The sequence below is a fragment of the Mycobacterium bohemicum DSM 44277 genome (genome assembly GCF_001053185.1).
Taxonomy (GTDB): domain Bacteria; phylum Actinomycetota; class Actinomycetes; order Mycobacteriales; family Mycobacteriaceae; genus Mycobacterium; species Mycobacterium bohemicum.
Map to the genome: position 1 here is coordinate 1,877,009 of NZ_CSTD01000001.1, position 13,924 is coordinate 1,890,932.

Genomic DNA, 13,924 nt, shown 5'->3' on the forward strand with positions numbered 1-13,924 from the left:
GCGGCCACGTGAACTCGCCATTGGCGCCCGTCGGGGTCTTCGATTCCGGCGTCGGGGGACTGACCGTCGCGCGGGCCATCATCGACCAGCTGCCTGACGAGGACCTGATCTACGTCGGCGACACCCGTAACGGCCCCTACGGGCCGCTGAGCATCCCCGACATCCGTGCGCACGCGCTCGCCATCGCCGACGACCTGGTCGGCCGTGGTGTGAAGGCGCTCGTGATCGCCTGCAACACCGCGTCGGCCGCATGCCTGCGCGACGCCCGGGAGCGCTACGACGTCCCCGTCGTCGAGGTGATCCTGCCCGCGGTGCGCCGCGCGGTCGCCACCACCCGCAACGGTCGCATCGGCGTCATCGGCACGCGCGCAACCATCGCCTCGCACGCCTACCAGGACGCGTTCGCCGCCGCCCGCGACACCGAGATCACCGCGGTGGCCTGCCCGCGGTTCGTCGATTTCGTCGAACGCGGCGTGACCAGCGGCCGGCAGGTCCTGGGCCTGGCCGAGGGTTATCTCGAACCGCTGCAGCGTGCGCAGGTCGACACCCTGGTCCTCGGGTGCACCCACTATCCGCTGCTGTCCGGGATCATCCAGCTGGCGATGGGCGACAACGTCACCCTGGTCTCGAGTGCCGAGGAGACGGCCAAGGAAGTGCTGCGGGTGCTCACCGAGCGCGACCTGCTGCGCCCGCATGACGCGCCGCCGGCCACCCGGGTGTTCGAAGCCACCGGCGATCCCGAGGCTTTCACCAACCTGGCCGCGCGCTTCCTGGGACCCGCGGTGACGGGCGTCGCGCCCGTCCACCACTTCGGAGACGTGCCGGGCCGATAGCCGCCGCGAGATTCTGATCACACCAATGCGGCGATGTTTTCGTCATCGTCGTATCGGGCATGGCACAGTAGTGTCCGTGCGAATCACCGTGCTCGGCTGCTCAGGCAGTGTCGTGGGTCCGGATTCGCCCGCCTCGGGGTACCTGCTCCGGGCGCCGGGCACGCCCCCGCTCGTCCTCGACTTCGGCGGGGGAGTGCTGGGTGCGCTGCAGCGCTACGCGGACCCCAGCTCGGTGCACGTGCTGCTGACCCATCTGCACGCCGACCACTGCCTTGATCTGCCGGGGCTGTTCGTGTGGCGCCGCTATCACCCGACGAGGCCGGACGGCAAGGCGTTCCTGTACGGCCCCAGCGACACGTGGTCGCGGTTGGGGGCGGCGTCGTCCCCGTACGGCGGCGAGATCGACGACTGCTCGGACATCTTCGACGTCCGCCACTGGGTGGACAACGAGCCGGTTCAGTTCGGGCCGCTGACGGTGGTGCCGCGGATCGTGGCGCACCCGACCGAGTCCTACGGCATGCGGATCACCGATGACAGCGGGGCCTCGTTCGTCTACAGCGGCGACACCGGCGTCTGCGACCAACTCGTCGACCTGGCCCGCGACGCCGATGTCTTCCTCTGCGAGGCGTCCTGGACGCACGCGGCCGACCGCCCGCCGGCCCTGCACCTGTCGGGAACGGATGCCGGGCGGATAGCAGCCGAGGCCGGAGTTCGCGAGCTGATGCTCACCCACATCCCGCCGTGGACGTCGCGCGAGGACGTGATCACCGAGGCCAAGGCGGAGTTCGACGGTCCCGTGCACGCGGTCGTCTGCGGGGAGACGTTCGACGTCCGCCACTCCGAGAGGGTCTGAGCCGAGCGATTAGTGTTGCCGGGGTGAGCAAGCGAGAAGACGGCCGCCTCGACGACGAGCTTCGCCCCGTAGCCATCACGCGGGGGTTCACCGATCACCCGGCGGGTTCGGTGCTCATCGAGTTCGGCCATACCAAGGTCATGTGCACGGCCAGCGTCACCGAAGGCGTTCCGCGTTGGCGCAAGGGGTCGGGCCTGGGCTGGCTGACCGCGGAGTACGCGATGCTCCCGTCGGCCACCCACACCCGTTCCGACCGCGAGGCGGTGAAGGGCCGGCTCAGCGGCCGCACCCAGGAGATCAGCCGGCTGATCGGCCGATCGCTGCGCGCGTGCATCGATCTGGCGGCGCTCGGTGAGAACACCGTGGCCGTCGACTGCGACGTGCTGCAGGCCGACGGCGGAACCCGCACCGCCGCCATCACGGGCGCCTATGTGGCGCTGGCCGACGCGGTGACCTACCTGTCGGCGGCCGGCAAGCTCTCCGATCCCCGGCCGTTGTCGTGTGCGATCGCGGCGGTCAGCGTCGGCGTCGTCGACGGCCGGGTGAGGGTGGACCTGCCCTACGAGGAGGACTCCCGCGCCGAGGTCGACATGAACGTCGTCGCCACCGACACCGGGACGCTCGTGGAAGTCCAGGGCACCGGCGAGGGTGCGACGTTCCCGCGGTCGACGCTCGACAAGCTGCTCGACGCGGCGCTGGCCGCCTGCGACACGTTGTTCGCCGAGCAGCGCCGGGCGCTGGAGTTGCCCTACCCCGGTGTGCTGCCCGAGGGCCCGCCGCCGCCGAAGGCGTTCGGAACCTGACCCAGGTGCTGGTCGCCAGCCGGAACCCCAAGAAGCTGGCCGAACTGCGGCGGGTGCTCGACGCTGCCGGTCTGTCGGGCTTGACGCTGGTGTCGCTGAACGACGTGCCACCGTTCGACGAGGCCCCGGAAACCGGGGCGACGTTCGAGGACAACGCCCTGGCCAAGGCGCGGGATGCCTTTGCGGCGACGGGCCTGGCGACGGTGGCCGACGACTCCGGCCTGGAGGTGGCCGCTCTGAATGGGATGCCGGGTGTGCTCTCGGCGCGCTGGGCGGGCAGACACGGCGACGACGGCGCAAACACCGCGCTGCTGCTGGCGCAGTTGCGGGACGTGCCCGACGAACGGCGCGGCGCTTCTTTCGTGTCGGCCTGCGCGCTGGTCTCGGCGTCCGGAGAGGTGGTCGTTCGCGGCGAGTGGCCGGGCAGCATCGCCAGGGAGGCCCGCGGGTCCGGCGGTTTCGGTTACGACCCGGTGTTCCTCCCGGCGGACGAAGACCGCACGGCGGCGCAGCTCAGCCCGGCGGAGAAGGACGCGGTGTCGCACCGCGGGCGCGCGCTGGCGCTGCTGGTGCCGGCGCTGCGGAAGCTTGCCCTCAGCGCGCGCGAGGCCGGCTGCTGAAGTCCCACCGGTCCCACCAGTCCCTCGCCGAGGGGACAGGCGATGTGCCCGCCTCATAGCGACAAGCCTGTGGTGCGAGCGCTCTGTCGCTAGGAGGTGGGCACAAACAGTGCCGCCCCCGAGAGAGACCAGTGTGGCTGATGTGACTCAGAGCCCGAAACGCGCCTTGACGTCCCTGGTTTGGAAATGCTCGACGACGATGCCCAGCAGCGGGATCGTGCCGGCGAGCAATACGCCGATCGTCTTGCCGATGGGCCAGCGGACCTTGACCGCCAGATTGAAGGCGGCGAGGACGTAGATGAAGTACACCCAGCCGTGCACCACTTCGATCCACCGGATCTCGTGGTGAAAGACCAGATGCGAGACGATCTCATAGCACAGCGCGATGAGCCAGAGACCCGTCGTCCACGCCATGATCCGGTAGGCGAGCAGCGGGCCCCGGAGGTTGTTCGCGGGGACTGTGGCCGGCGTTTCCGGAGTCGTCATGCGGTAGTCCTGTTCTGCCGTTCGGCGTCCTGCTGCGCGAGCTCCGCCAGGTAGGCGTTGTACTCGCGCAGCGCGGGATCATCGGGTGGTTGCTGCGCGGGCGGGGGACGCTCGGGCAGCAGTCCGGTGGGAATTTCGGTGAGTCCGCGGGCCGCGCTCGGCTGCGGCGGCTCCTCTTCGTAACGGACGAATTTGCGGTACGCGTAGACACAGAACCAGGCGAACAGCGGCCACTGCAGCGCATAGCCGAGGTTTTGGAAGCTGCCCGACACCGACTGGAACCGGGTCCACTGCCACCAGCCCAACGCCAGGCAGGCGCTCGCGGCGAGGATCACCAAAGCGATCAGCGCGGGCCTGCGGTGACGGGTGGTGGACACCCCTTGACGGTACCGCTCACGATTTCGGTCCGACCAACGCAGCGGTACGATCGGCACCGCTGCGGGCGTGGCGAAATGGCAGACGCGCCGGCTTTAGGTGCCGGTGCTCGTGAGAGCGTGAGGGTTCGAGTCCCTCCGCCCGCACACACTCGCTATGAGGCGTAGCGCATCGCACCCACGCCGAGCCACGAAGCGGCCGGGGCCCGGTATGCGCCCGGCTCGAACGATTCGTCGGCCTTCAGCATTTCCACGGGTCGGCAGAAGGCGCAGATCTCCGGGCCGATCGTCGGATAGCCACAGGCGGGGCAGATGGCGACGGCCATTTCCCACCTCCTAGCGAGTAGTTGACATATGTCCAATGCCCCTCTAGTTACCCGCCGGTACGGCCGGCCAAACGCGGGCCCGAAAGTTGGCCGAGCTCAAGCGGATAGAGTCCGAGGCGGACCCGTCGGGCTAGACGTCCACGAAGCGGGCACGGACCTCGGGCGGAGGTATCGGGCAGCTGTCGTGCCTGCCGAATACGCGGTAGCGGATGGTGGCGAACCGGTCGTAGAGCCGGTCGCGGACGGGACCCGGCAGGATCCGGGCGGCCTTGAGAGCCCGCCAGGGGCCGCCGAGATAATCCACCACCCGCAGCGCGGCTTCCGAGCGCACGGCGACCGCCTCCCCGGGCTGGCCCGGCTGATCGACGAACACCATGGAATCGATGCCCTGAATTGCCGGGTGGCGGTCGATGATCGAGCGCGCGAAGTCGCTGTCCAGCGCGGCGAAACGGAGGCTGCCCCGGCGGTCGAACCGAAGCACGGTCTGCACCGCGGCGTTGCAGACGCCGCACACCCCGTCGTAGAGCAACACCGGTGCCACGCTCATACGCCCAGGCTACCCACCCGGCGGCCACGCAGTTTGACCGAAGGTTAGGCAACCCTTAGTTTATACGTAGCTGAGGAGGGTGAAGCCGAATGGCACGAGGATTGCAGGGCGTGATGCTGCGCGGGCTCGGCGCTCGCGACCACAAGGCAACGGTCGTCGAAACCGTTTTCCTGGGACCACATTTCGTGCGTGTGCGGATGGAGTCGTCGACGTTGTTCGACGACGTGAAGGCCGAACCTGCGGCATGGCTGCGGTTCTGGTTTCCCGATCCCGACGGGTCCAACACGGAGTTCCAGCGCGCCTACACCATCTCCGAAGCGGACGTCCCCGCCGGCCGCTTCGCCGTCGACATGGTGTTGCACGAGCCGGCGGGACCGGCGTCGCGGTGGGCCCGCACCGTGCAGCCGGGCACCACCATCGCGGTCACGTCGCTGATGGGCTCCGCGCGTTTCGACGTGCCCGACCCGCAGCCCGCCGGCTATTTGTTGATCGGCGACTCGGCGTCGATTCCCGCGATCAACGGCATCGTCGGCGTGGTCCCCGACGGCGTGCCGATCGAGTTGTACCTCGAGCAGCACAGCGACGACGACACGTTGATCCCCCTCGCTCGCCATCCCCGGCTCGCGCTGCACTGGGTCGCACGCCGCGACGAGAATCCGCTGGCCGCGGAAGCGTTCCGGGCTCGCGGCGTAGAACGTCAGCACGTCACGGACGTGGGCCGCCTCCCACTCGGCCGACCCGATCGGGTGGCCGGAGTTGGTGCGATCCGGTCTGGCTGGACTTTCCGGGCGTCGCGTTCGCACGCCCGGATGAAGCCTCGGCCAAGGGGCTCGGTGACGTGGCGAAGATGAGCGCCGACATCACGCTGGAGAAGCTCGGCGACCGGATGAGCGAACAGGACCGCGAGACGTTCACGACGGCAATGGGTTTGGTGACGCCGTGGCTGCTCACCGAATACGACCGATTCGCCCTGCTGCACGGCGACTACCGTCTCGACAACATGCTCTTCGACCCCGATCGCACGCGCGTGAGCGTGGTGGACTGGCAGACCCTGGGCGTCGGGCTCCCGGCACGCGACCTCGCATACTTCACGGCCACCAGCCTGGATTCGGACCTTCGTGCCTCGGTCGAGCGAGACCTCGTCGAGGAGTACCACCGGGCCCTGCTGGGCCACGGCATCATCGGCTACGACCGGGAAACGTGTTGGAACGACTATCGTCTCGGGGTGCTGCAGGCGCTGTTGATCTCGGCGCTGGGCTTTGCCTTCGCCGCCTCGACCGACCGCGGCGACGACATGGTGCTGACCATGCTGCGCCGCGGCTGCCGCGCAGTCCGCGAACTGGGTACGGCGGAGTTGATCGGCTAAAAGTCGCCGGTGAAGTCGGCGCTGAGCCAGCGATCGGGGCGGATGGTGAACAGCACCTCCTCGACGCCCTCCATGCTGCGGACGAACGCGCGACCAGCCTCCTCGCCGAGGTAGCGGATCGCGATGGCTTCCTGCACATCCGCCGGGGCCGGTTTGGAAGTCTCCACCACGGTGCCCTCGACGACCACGTATTGATACGGCACCTCTTCGCGCTGCACCACCAGGGTCACCGCGCCGGCCCGCTCGATCAGCCGGGCCTTGCGACTCGAGGCCCCGGTGCCGATGCGGATGTTCCCGCCCGGGGAGTAGTCGTACCAGATCGGCACGCTGGCCGGCGGGCGGCCATCGGCCGCGACCGACAGCACGGCGATGTGCTTGCCGGCGAGGAATTCCTGGCGTTCGGTTTCGGTGAAGGCTTTCATGTCGGCTTCAAACCCGCGGCGCGACGACCTATTCCCCGCACCCGAAAATTCAGTACTGCGTGGATCCCTGGTCCACCGGGATCTCCGCGGCGGTGACCAACCGCGACTCGTCGCTGGCCAGCCAGCACACCGCGTCGGCGACGTCCTCGGGCTCGGCGACCCACGTGGGCAGGAACGGCGTCAGCATCTGGGAGAGCTGCGGGTTGGTCTCCATCACCCTGCTGATGGCGTTGACCATGTCGCCCGATCCCATCGGGGTGTTCACGGGGCCGGGGTGCACGCTGTTGACCCGGATCGAATGCTTGCCGAGTTCGGCGGCAAAGGCACGGGCCATCCCCGCGACCGCGTGCTTGCTGGCGGTGTAGTGCACCATGAACGGCTGCAGCTTCTTGCCGGCGGCCGAACTGATCAAGATGATCGACCCGCCGCGGCCGCCGTCGATGATCCGGTGCGCGCCCGCCATCACGGTGTTCCACGTCCCCGTCACGTTGATCTCCATGACGTCGCGGAACGATTCGGGCGTGATCTCGTCCCAGGCCTGGGGAGCCGAGACGCCCGCGTTCGCCACGATGACGTCGAGCCGTCCCAGCCGTTCGACACCGGCGTCGACCGCGTCGCGCAGGCCGTCGAAGTCGCGGGTGTCGACGACCGAGGCCACGATCCGCCGATTCGCCGCCTCGACGAGGCGAACCGTTTCGGCGAGGTCTTCCTCGGTCGCCGGCGGGTAGGGCACGCACGACGGCAACTTGCCGGCGATGTCGACGGCGATGATGTCGGCGCCCTCGCGGGCCATGCGGACGGCGTGCGCGCGGCCCTGGCCGCGCGCCGCTCCGGTGACGAACGCGACGCGCCCCTCCAGCCGCCCGTTCATCGTCGTCTTGTCGTTCATTTCAGCGCCGCCTTCACCAAATTCGCCCCGATGATCAGACGCTGAATCTCGCTGGTGCCCTCGTAGAGCCGCAGCAGGCGCACGTCGCGGTAGATGCGCTCGACCGGCACGCCGCGCATGTAGCCGCTGCCTCCGTGGATCTGCACCGCGAGATCGGCTACCTTGCCGGCCATTTCGGTGCAGAAAAGTTTGGCCGCCGAGGGCGCCACCCTGCGGTCCTGATTGGTCACCCAGGACCGCGCCGCGTCCCGGACGAGCGCCCGGCCGGCCAGCACCCCGGTCTGCTGGTCGGCGATCATCGCCTGCACCAGCTGAAAGTTTCCAATCGGCGTCCCGCCCTGGGTCGCGGTGGCGGCGTACGACACCGACTCGTCGAGCGCGCGCTGGGCCGCGCCGACCGCGAGCGCGGCGATGTGGACCCGCCCGCGGGCCAGCGACGTCATCGCCGCCCGGTAGCCGATGTCTTCGGCGCCGCCGATCAGCGCGTCGTTGCCCACCCGGACGTCGGCGAAGCTGACGTCGGCCGTCCACGCGCCTTCCTGGCCCATCTTGGCGTCCTTGGTGCCCACCTGCACGCCCTCGGTGTCCGCGGGAACCAGGAAGACGGCGATCCCCGGGCCCTGGTCGTCGGCCGGCCGGGTGCGCGCGAACACGACGAACAGATTGGCGGTGGGCGCGTTGGTGATGAAGCGCTTCTGTCCCGAGATCACCCAGCGGTCGCCGTCCCGCACGGCTTTGGTGCGCAGGCCCGCCGGGTTCGATCCGGCGCCGGGCTCGGTCAGCGCGAAGGAGGCGACGACGTCGCCGGACGCTATCGGTTCCAGCCAGCGCCGCTTCTGTTCGTCGGTGCCGAAGCCGACGAGCACCTGCCCGGCGATGCCGTTGTTCGTCCCGAACATCGACCGCAGGGCCAGCGAGGTGTAACCCAGCTCCATCGCAAGCTCGACGTCTTGGATCAGGTTCAGACCCAGCCCGCCCCAGCGCTGGGGAATGGCATAGCCGAACAGGCCCATCGTCCTGGCTTGCTTCCGCAGGTCGTCCGGCACCCGGTCGCCGCTCAGGATCTCCTGTTCGCGGGGGACGACCGCGGAACGGACGAAGTCACGGGTCTGGGCAAGGATGTGCGCGAAGTCGTCGTCGCCGACTTCCTGGGCTTCGGTTGTGGTCATGGACGCTCCTCGACTTGATGTCCGGGCCCCACCGGCTTCCGTGGCGGATCCTATATGAAATACGATATTCGAGACGCGGCGGTCCCCCGTCGTCGAGCCGAACCAAGGAGGCAGGAAGACGGTGTCGTTGCTGAGCGGTCAGACCGCGGTGATCACGGGCGGCGCGCAAGGGCTGGGGCTGGCCATCGCCCAGCGGTTCGTCGCCGAAGGCGCCCGGGTGATGCTGGGAGATGTGAACCTGGAGGCGACCGAGCTCGCGGCAAAAGAGTTGGGCGGCAGCGACGTCGCGGCCGCGATGCGCTGCGACGTGACGCGGGCGGCCGAGGTCGAGGCCCTGATCGCGGGGGCCATCGATCGATTCGGCGGCCTGGACATCATGGTCAACAACGCCGGGATCACCCGCGACGCGACCATGCGCAAGATGACCGAGGAGCAGTTCGATCAGGTCATCGACGTGCATCTGAAAGGCACCTGGAACGGCATCCGCCTGGCGGCGGCGATCATGCGGGAGAACAAGCGCGGGGCGATCGTGAACATGTCGTCGGTGTCGGGCAAGGTCGGCATGGTCGGCCAGACCAACTATTCGGCGGCCAAGGCCGGCATCGTCGGGATGACCAAGGCGGCGGCCAAAGAGCTTGCCTACCTTGGTGTCCGGGTGAATGCGATCGCACCGGGACTGATCCGCTCGGCCATGACGGAGGCGATGCCGCAGCGCATCTGGGACCAGAAGGTGGCCGAGATTCCGATGGGCCGCGCCGGCGAACCCAGCGAGGTCGCGAGCGTCGCCCTGTTCTTGGCCTCCGATCTCTCGTCGTACATGACGGGCACGGTCATGGAAGTCACCGGCGGCCGGCACATCTGATGGGGCCGGGCATGCGCGAAACCGTCGTCTGCGAGCCGGTCCGCACCCCGATCGGCCGCTACGGCGGAATGTTCAAGTCGCTCACGGCGGTCGACCTGGGTGTCGCCGCGCTCCGGGGGCTGCTCGAGCGGACCGGCATCGCGCCCGACGCGGTGCACGACGTCATCCTCGGGCACTGCTATCCCAGCAGCGAGGCGCCGGCGATCGGGCGCGTGGTCGCCTTGGATTCCGGTCTGCCCGTGACCGTTCCGGGCATGCAGGTCGACCGGCGCTGCGGGTCGGGATTGCAGGCGGTGATTCAGGCCTGCCTGCAGGTGGGTAACGGCGACCAGGATCTGGTCATCGCCGGTGGCTGCGAGAGCATGAGCAACGTCGCGTTCTACTCCACCGACATGCGGTGGGGCGGCGCCCGGTCCGGCATCAAGGTGCACGACGGGCTGGCGCGGGGACGCACCACCGCCGGTGGCCGCCACCACCCGGTCCCGGGCGGGATGCTGGAAACCGCTGAGAATCTTCGACGCCAGTACGGCATTTCGCGTCTCGAGCAGGACGAGCTCGCCGTGCGGTCGCACGAGCGCGCGGTGGCCGCGCAGAAGAACGGCATCCTGGCCGAGGAGATCATCGCGGTCACCGTGCGGGGCCGGCACGGCGAGGAGTCGTTCGACACCGACGAGCATCCGCGCGCAGACACCACGGTCGAATCCCTGGGCAAGCTGAAACCCGTTCTGCTCAAGGATGATCCGGACGCGACGGTGACTGCGGGCAACGCGAGCGGTCAGAACGACGCGGCGTCGGTATGCGTGGTGACGACGCCCGAGGAGGCGGACGCCTACGGGCTGACACCGCTGGTGCGGCTGGTGTCCTGGGGACTGGCCGGCGTCGCGCCCCACATCATGGGCATCGGTCCGGTGCCGGCCACCGAGGCGGCGCTCGCCAGGGCCGGGCTGCGCTTGAGCGATATCGACCTCATCGAGCTCAACGAGGCCTTCGCCGCCCAAGCGCTCGCGGTGATGCGGGAGTGGAACTTCGGCGCCGCCGACCATGACAGGACGAACGTGCACGGCTCGGGAATCTCGCTCGGGCATCCCGTCGGCGCGACCGGCGGCCGCATGCTCGCCACCCTGGCGCGCGAACTGCATCGGCGGCAGGCGCGCTACGGCCTGATGACCATGTGCATCGGCGGAGGGCAGGGCCTGGCGGCGGTTTTCGAGCGGGTCGCGGCGACGTGAACAACCCGGCGCTGCCGCTGAGCGGCCTGACGGTGGTCGAGGTGTCCAGCTTCGTCGCCGCGCCACTGTGCGGGATGACGCTGGGACAGCTTGGCGCGCAGGTGATCCGGGTCGACCCAATCGGTGGCGCGTCCGACGTCCGGCGTTGGCCGCTGGCCGCCGACGGCACCTCGATCTACTGGACCGGCCTTAATAAGGGAAAGCGTTCCGCCGCAATCGATCTGCGCTCCGAGGAGGGCCAGGAGCTGATTTCCCGGCTGATCGTCGAGGGCGACGGCATCGTCGTGACCAACGCCGCCGGTCTATCCTGGCTGAGCCATGACCGCCTGGCGGACAGGCGATCCGACGTCATCCATGTGCAACTGCTGGGCCGCGGCGACGGTTCGACCGGGGTGGACTACACCGTGAACGCCGGCATCGGCTTTCCGCTCGTGACGGGCCCCGCCGATCACGGCGGACCCATCAATCACGTGCTGCCCGCGTGGGACGTGTGCTGCGGCCTGTACGCCGCGCTCGCGGTCGTCGCGGCCGTGCGGCGCCGCGACCAGTGCGGGGCGGGCGCCCGGATCAGCCTGGCCCTCGAGGACGTCGCACTGGCCACCGCGGGAAATCTCGGGTTGCTGACCGAGCCCCAGGTCAACGGGACGCAACGCGAGCGCCTGGGCAACGTCATCTACGGCCAGTACGGCCAGAACTTCACCAGCCGTGACGGTGCCGAGTTCATGGTCGTGGCGCTCACCTCACGGCACTTTCGCGACCTCGTCGCGGTGACGGGCACCGGCGCCGCGATATCGGCGCTCGCCGAGGCCCTGGGGGCCGACTTCGATTCCGAAGGGGACCGCTACCGCAACCGCGAGGTGCTCTCCGGCCTGTTCGCCACCTGGTTCGCCGAACACACGGCCGACGAGATCACCGCCGCCCTGGCGGCCACCACCGTGCTGTTCGAGAGGTACTGCACCTTCGCGCAGGCCGCGGCCGGCCCGAAAGTCTCGGGCAATCCGCTGTTCTCCCGGTTGCACCAGCCGGGCCTCGGCGACTATCTCGCCCCCGGCCTGCCGGCCGCGTTCGACGGCACCCATCCCGCCAGCACCCCCGCTCCCGCGCTCGGCCAGGACACCGTGGACGTGCTCACGCAGCGCCTCGGCCTGTCCGCCGGTGACATCGAGCGCCTCACGCACGCCAAGACGATCGCCTCGTAGCGATCCAGAGGAGAAAGACAGCGCATGACCAAGCTCGCCCAAACCCTCGGCCTGACCGAGTTGCAGACCGAGATCATCGCCACCGTAAGGCAATTCGTCGAGAAGGAGGTCATCCCCAACGCGGCCGAACTCGAGCGCGGTGACACCTACCCGCAGCACATGGTCGACCAGATGCGGGACATGGGCCTGTTCGGGCTGATGATTCCGCAGGAGTACGGCGGCCTGGGCGAGTCGCTGCTGACCTACGCGCTGTGCGTCGAAGAGCTGGCCCGCGGCTGGATGAGCGTGTCCGGTGTGCTCAACACCCACTTCATCGTGGCCTATATGTTGCGCCAGCACGGTACCGACGCGCAGAAGCAACGCTTCCTGCCGCGCATGGCCACCGGCGAGACGCGCGGCGCGTTTTCGATGTCGGAGCCGGAGCTGGGATCCGATGTCGCCGCGATACGAACCCGGGCGCAGCGGAATTCGGACGGCGGCTACACCATCAACGGCCAGAAGATGTGGCTGACCAACGGCGCGAGCTCGACGCTGATCGCGGTGCTGGTGCGCACCGACGAGGGTGCGGACCGGGCGCACCGCAACCTGACGGCGTTCCTGGTGGAAAAGCCGACCGGCTTCGGCGAGGTGCTACCGGGGCTGGTGATCCCGGGCAAGATCGACAAGCTGGGCTACAAGGGCATCGACACCACCGAGCTGATCTTCGACGGCTACCAGGCCGGCGCCGACGACGTCCTCGGCGGCGCCCCCGGCCGCGGCTTCTTCCAGATGATGGACGGCATCGAGGTGGGCCGGGTCAACGTGTCGGCGCGGGCCTGCGGTATCGCCCTGCGCGCGTTCGAGCTTGCGGTTCGCTACGCCCAACAGCGTGAGACGTTCGGCAAGCCGATCGCCGAGCACCAGGCCATCGCGTTCCAGCTGGCCGAGATGGCCACCAAGGTGGAAGCGGCGCACCTGATGATGGTCAACGCGGCGCGGCTGAAGGATTCCGGGGAGCGCAACGACGTCGCGGCAGGAATGGCGAAGTACCTTGCCAGCGAATACTGTTCGGAGGTCACCCAGCAGAGCTTCCGGATCCACGGCGGCTACGGGTATTCCAAGGAGTACGAGATCGAGCGGCTGATGCGGGATGCGCCGTTCCTGCTCATCGGCGAGGGCACCAGCGAAATCCAGAAGTCCATCATCAGCAAGCGACTGATCGCCGAGTACCAGGTGTGACGCGATGAGTGCCCCGGATTTCGCCGTGCGACCTCAGCTGTCCGACGACGTCGCGCGCCTGATCCGTGCCCGGGTCTTCGACGGCACCTACGCCGCGGGAACCTATATCCGCCTGGACCAATTGGCGGCGGAGCTGGGGATCAGCGTCACGCCCGTGCGCGAGGCGCTGTTCGCGCTGCGCGCCGAAGGGCTCATCGATCAACAGCCGCGGCGCGGCTTCGTGGTCTTGCCGGTGACCGGGCGCGACGTCACCGACGTGGCGAACGTGCAGGCTCACGTCGGCGGCGAGCTGGCCGCGCGCGCGGCGATCAACATCTCCGACGAACAGTTGCGCGAACTCAAACAGATCCAGGCGGAGTTGGAAGAGGCCTACGCGGGCGACGACAACGAGCGGACCGTCCGTCTCAATCACGAGTTCCACCGCGCCATCAACGTCGCCGCGGACTCGCCCAAGCTCGCCCAGCTGATGTCGCAGATCACCCGCTACGCACCGGAATCGGTGTTCCCCACCATCCGGGGGTGGCCGGAGCAGTCGATGCGGGATCATCGGCGGATCCTGTCGGCGCTGAAGAAGCACGACGACAGGCTCGCGCGCGCGGCGATGTCGGACCATCTCGCCGCCGGCGCGGTTCCCCTGATCGACCACCTCGTTGCGCGCGGGGTGGTGGGGGACTCCGACCGGCCTTGAGCGTGGACCCCGGCGGGCATACGCTGCGGGGTAGGGGGCG

Annotated in this window: 16 protein-coding genes, 1 tRNA gene and 2 pseudogenes; 12 read left to right on the forward strand and 7 right to left on the reverse strand. The window is 68.9% G+C overall.

All coding sequences use genetic code 11. The features are described 5' to 3' along the window. The first annotated feature begins 8 nt into the window (after positions 1-8). From murI to rdgB, 4 genes are all read left to right on the forward strand, one after another. Entirely contained in the window at positions 9-833 is an 825-nt protein-coding gene (gene murI, locus BN971_RS08545) for a glutamate racemase (RefSeq protein WP_085183181.1), read from the forward strand. 70 nt (positions 834-903) lie between these two features. After that, entirely contained in the window at positions 904-1,686 is a 783-nt protein-coding gene (locus BN971_RS08550; protein WP_085183180.1) for a cyclic nucleotide-degrading phosphodiesterase, read from the forward strand. A 23-nt stretch (positions 1,687-1,709) separates the two neighbouring features. Then, positions 1,710-2,489, forward strand: coding sequence for a ribonuclease PH (gene rph / locus BN971_RS08555; RefSeq protein ID WP_085183179.1), 780 nt, complete (start codon positions 1,710-1,712; stop codon positions 2,487-2,489). Then, the gene (gene rdgB, locus BN971_RS08560) at positions 2,486-3,109 is read left to right on the forward strand and encodes an RdgB/HAM1 family non-canonical purine NTP pyrophosphatase (protein ID WP_085183276.1); all 624 of its coding nucleotides are present in this window, start codon (positions 2,486-2,488) and stop codon (positions 3,107-3,109) included. The genes rph and rdgB overlap by 4 nt, the downstream gene beginning before the upstream one ends. A 147-nt stretch (positions 3,110-3,256) precedes the next feature. Here the strand turns inward: rdgB and BN971_RS08565 are convergent, their stop codons facing one another. Further along, on the reverse strand, positions 3,257-3,595 hold the full coding sequence (locus BN971_RS08565; protein ID WP_085183178.1) for a DUF3817 domain-containing protein: 339 nt from the start codon (positions 3,593-3,595) through the stop codon (positions 3,257-3,259). Then, positions 3,592-3,972: a hypothetical protein gene (locus tag BN971_RS08570; protein WP_085183177.1), complete on the reverse strand. Its 381-nt coding sequence runs from the start codon at positions 3,970-3,972 to the stop codon at positions 3,592-3,594. The genes BN971_RS08565 and BN971_RS08570 overlap by 4 nt, the downstream gene beginning before the upstream one ends. A 61-nt stretch (positions 3,973-4,033) precedes the next feature. On the opposite strand from BN971_RS08570, the gene BN971_RS08575 reads away from it, so the two are divergent. Next, positions 4,034-4,116 (forward strand) — tRNA-Leu (locus tag BN971_RS08575). A gap of 8 nt (positions 4,117-4,124) precedes the next feature. Here BN971_RS08575 and BN971_RS24980 read toward each other — a convergent pair. Continuing rightward, on the reverse strand, positions 4,125-4,295 hold the full coding sequence (locus BN971_RS24980; protein ID WP_169718670.1) for a hypothetical protein: 171 nt from the start codon (positions 4,293-4,295) through the stop codon (positions 4,125-4,127). A 130-nt stretch (positions 4,296-4,425) separates the two neighbouring features. Then, the gene (locus BN971_RS08580) at positions 4,426-4,842 is read right to left on the reverse strand and encodes a thiol-disulfide oxidoreductase DCC family protein (RefSeq protein ID WP_085183176.1); all 417 of its coding nucleotides are present in this window, start codon (positions 4,840-4,842) and stop codon (positions 4,426-4,428) included. An 89-nt stretch (positions 4,843-4,931) separates the two neighbouring features. Here BN971_RS08580 and BN971_RS08585 point away from each other — a divergent pair. Beyond that, positions 4,932-5,507 (forward strand): annotated as a pseudogene (locus tag BN971_RS08585) (siderophore-interacting protein); the annotation flags it as partial. A gap of 89 nt (positions 5,508-5,596) precedes the next feature. Then, positions 5,597-6,208: pseudogene (locus BN971_RS08590) on the forward strand (phosphotransferase family protein); the annotation flags it as partial. Here BN971_RS08590 and BN971_RS08595 read toward each other — a convergent pair. From BN971_RS08595 to BN971_RS08605, 3 genes are read right to left on the reverse strand one after another with little or no spacing between them, the layout of a single operon-like run. Further along, positions 6,205-6,630 (reverse strand): pyridoxamine 5'-phosphate oxidase family protein, encoded by a 426-nt coding sequence (locus BN971_RS08595; RefSeq protein WP_085183174.1) that lies wholly within the window; start codon positions 6,628-6,630, stop codon positions 6,205-6,207. The pseudogene BN971_RS08590 and the gene BN971_RS08595 sit on opposite strands and share 4 nt — an antisense overlap. Before the next feature lie 49 nt (positions 6,631-6,679). After that, a complete protein-coding gene (locus BN971_RS08600; RefSeq protein WP_085183275.1) occupies positions 6,680-7,501 on the reverse strand; it encodes a mycofactocin-coupled SDR family oxidoreductase in 822 nt (273 codons plus the stop codon). A gap of 14 nt (positions 7,502-7,515) precedes the next feature. Beyond that, positions 7,516-8,688, reverse strand: a complete 1,173-nt coding sequence (locus BN971_RS08605; protein WP_085183173.1) for an acyl-CoA dehydrogenase family protein — start codon at positions 8,686-8,688, stop codon at positions 7,516-7,518. Between the two features lie 121 nt (positions 8,689-8,809). On the opposite strand from BN971_RS08605, the gene fabG reads away from it, so the two are divergent. From fabG to BN971_RS08630, 5 genes are read left to right on the forward strand one after another with little or no spacing between them, the layout of a single operon-like run. Next, positions 8,810-9,550, forward strand: coding sequence for a 3-oxoacyl-ACP reductase FabG (fabG, locus tag BN971_RS08610; protein WP_085183172.1), 741 nt, complete (start codon positions 8,810-8,812; stop codon positions 9,548-9,550). An 11-nt stretch (positions 9,551-9,561) separates the two neighbouring features. Next, positions 9,562-10,779 carry an acetyl-CoA C-acetyltransferase gene (locus tag BN971_RS08615; RefSeq protein ID WP_372511960.1) on the forward strand — a complete coding sequence of 406 codons (1,218 nt, stop codon included), beginning with the start codon at positions 9,562-9,564 and terminating at the stop codon, positions 10,777-10,779. Continuing rightward, complete coding sequence (locus BN971_RS08620) at positions 10,776-11,978, forward strand: CoA transferase (RefSeq protein ID WP_085183170.1); 1,203 nt, start codon at positions 10,776-10,778, stop codon at positions 11,976-11,978. Before BN971_RS08615 ends, BN971_RS08620 begins: the two co-directional genes overlap by 4 nt. 24 nt (positions 11,979-12,002) lie before the next feature. After that, complete coding sequence (locus BN971_RS08625) at positions 12,003-13,196, forward strand: acyl-CoA dehydrogenase family protein (RefSeq protein ID WP_085183169.1); 1,194 nt, start codon at positions 12,003-12,005, stop codon at positions 13,194-13,196. 4 nt (positions 13,197-13,200) lie between these two features. Then, the gene (locus BN971_RS08630; RefSeq protein ID WP_085183168.1) at positions 13,201-13,884 is read left to right on the forward strand and encodes a GntR family transcriptional regulator; all 684 of its coding nucleotides are present in this window, start codon (positions 13,201-13,203) and stop codon (positions 13,882-13,884) included. The last annotated feature ends 40 nt before the right edge of the window (positions 13,885-13,924 follow it).

Excerpts from the sequence above, each read along its gene's own strand:
- BN971_RS08565 (WP_085183178.1), bottom strand. The coding sequence starts at position 3,595 with ATGACGACTCCGGAAACGCCGGCCACAGTCCCCGCGAACAACCTCCGG.
- BN971_RS24980 (WP_169718670.1), bottom strand. The coding sequence starts at position 4,295 with ATGGCCGTCGCCATCTGCCCCGCCTGTGGCTATCCGACGATCGGCCCG.
- BN971_RS08580 (WP_085183176.1), bottom strand. The coding sequence starts at position 4,842 with ATGAGCGTGGCACCGGTGTTGCTCTACGACGGGGTGTGCGGCGTCTGC.
- BN971_RS08595 (WP_085183174.1), bottom strand. The coding sequence starts at position 6,630 with ATGAAAGCCTTCACCGAAACCGAACGCCAGGAATTCCTCGCCGGCAAG.
- BN971_RS08600 (WP_085183275.1), bottom strand. The coding sequence starts at position 7,501 with ATGAACGGGCGGCTGGAGGGGCGCGTCGCGTTCGTCACCGGAGCGGCG.
- BN971_RS08605 (WP_085183173.1), bottom strand. The coding sequence starts at position 8,688 with ATGACCACAACCGAAGCCCAGGAAGTCGGCGACGACGACTTCGCGCAC.
- BN971_RS08615 (WP_372511960.1), top strand. The coding sequence starts at position 9,562 with ATGCGCGAAACCGTCGTCTGCGAGCCGGTCCGCACCCCGATCGGCCGC.
- BN971_RS08625 (WP_085183169.1), top strand. The coding sequence starts at position 12,003 with ATGACCAAGCTCGCCCAAACCCTCGGCCTGACCGAGTTGCAGACCGAG.
- BN971_RS08630 (WP_085183168.1), top strand. The coding sequence starts at position 13,201 with ATGAGTGCCCCGGATTTCGCCGTGCGACCTCAGCTGTCCGACGACGTC.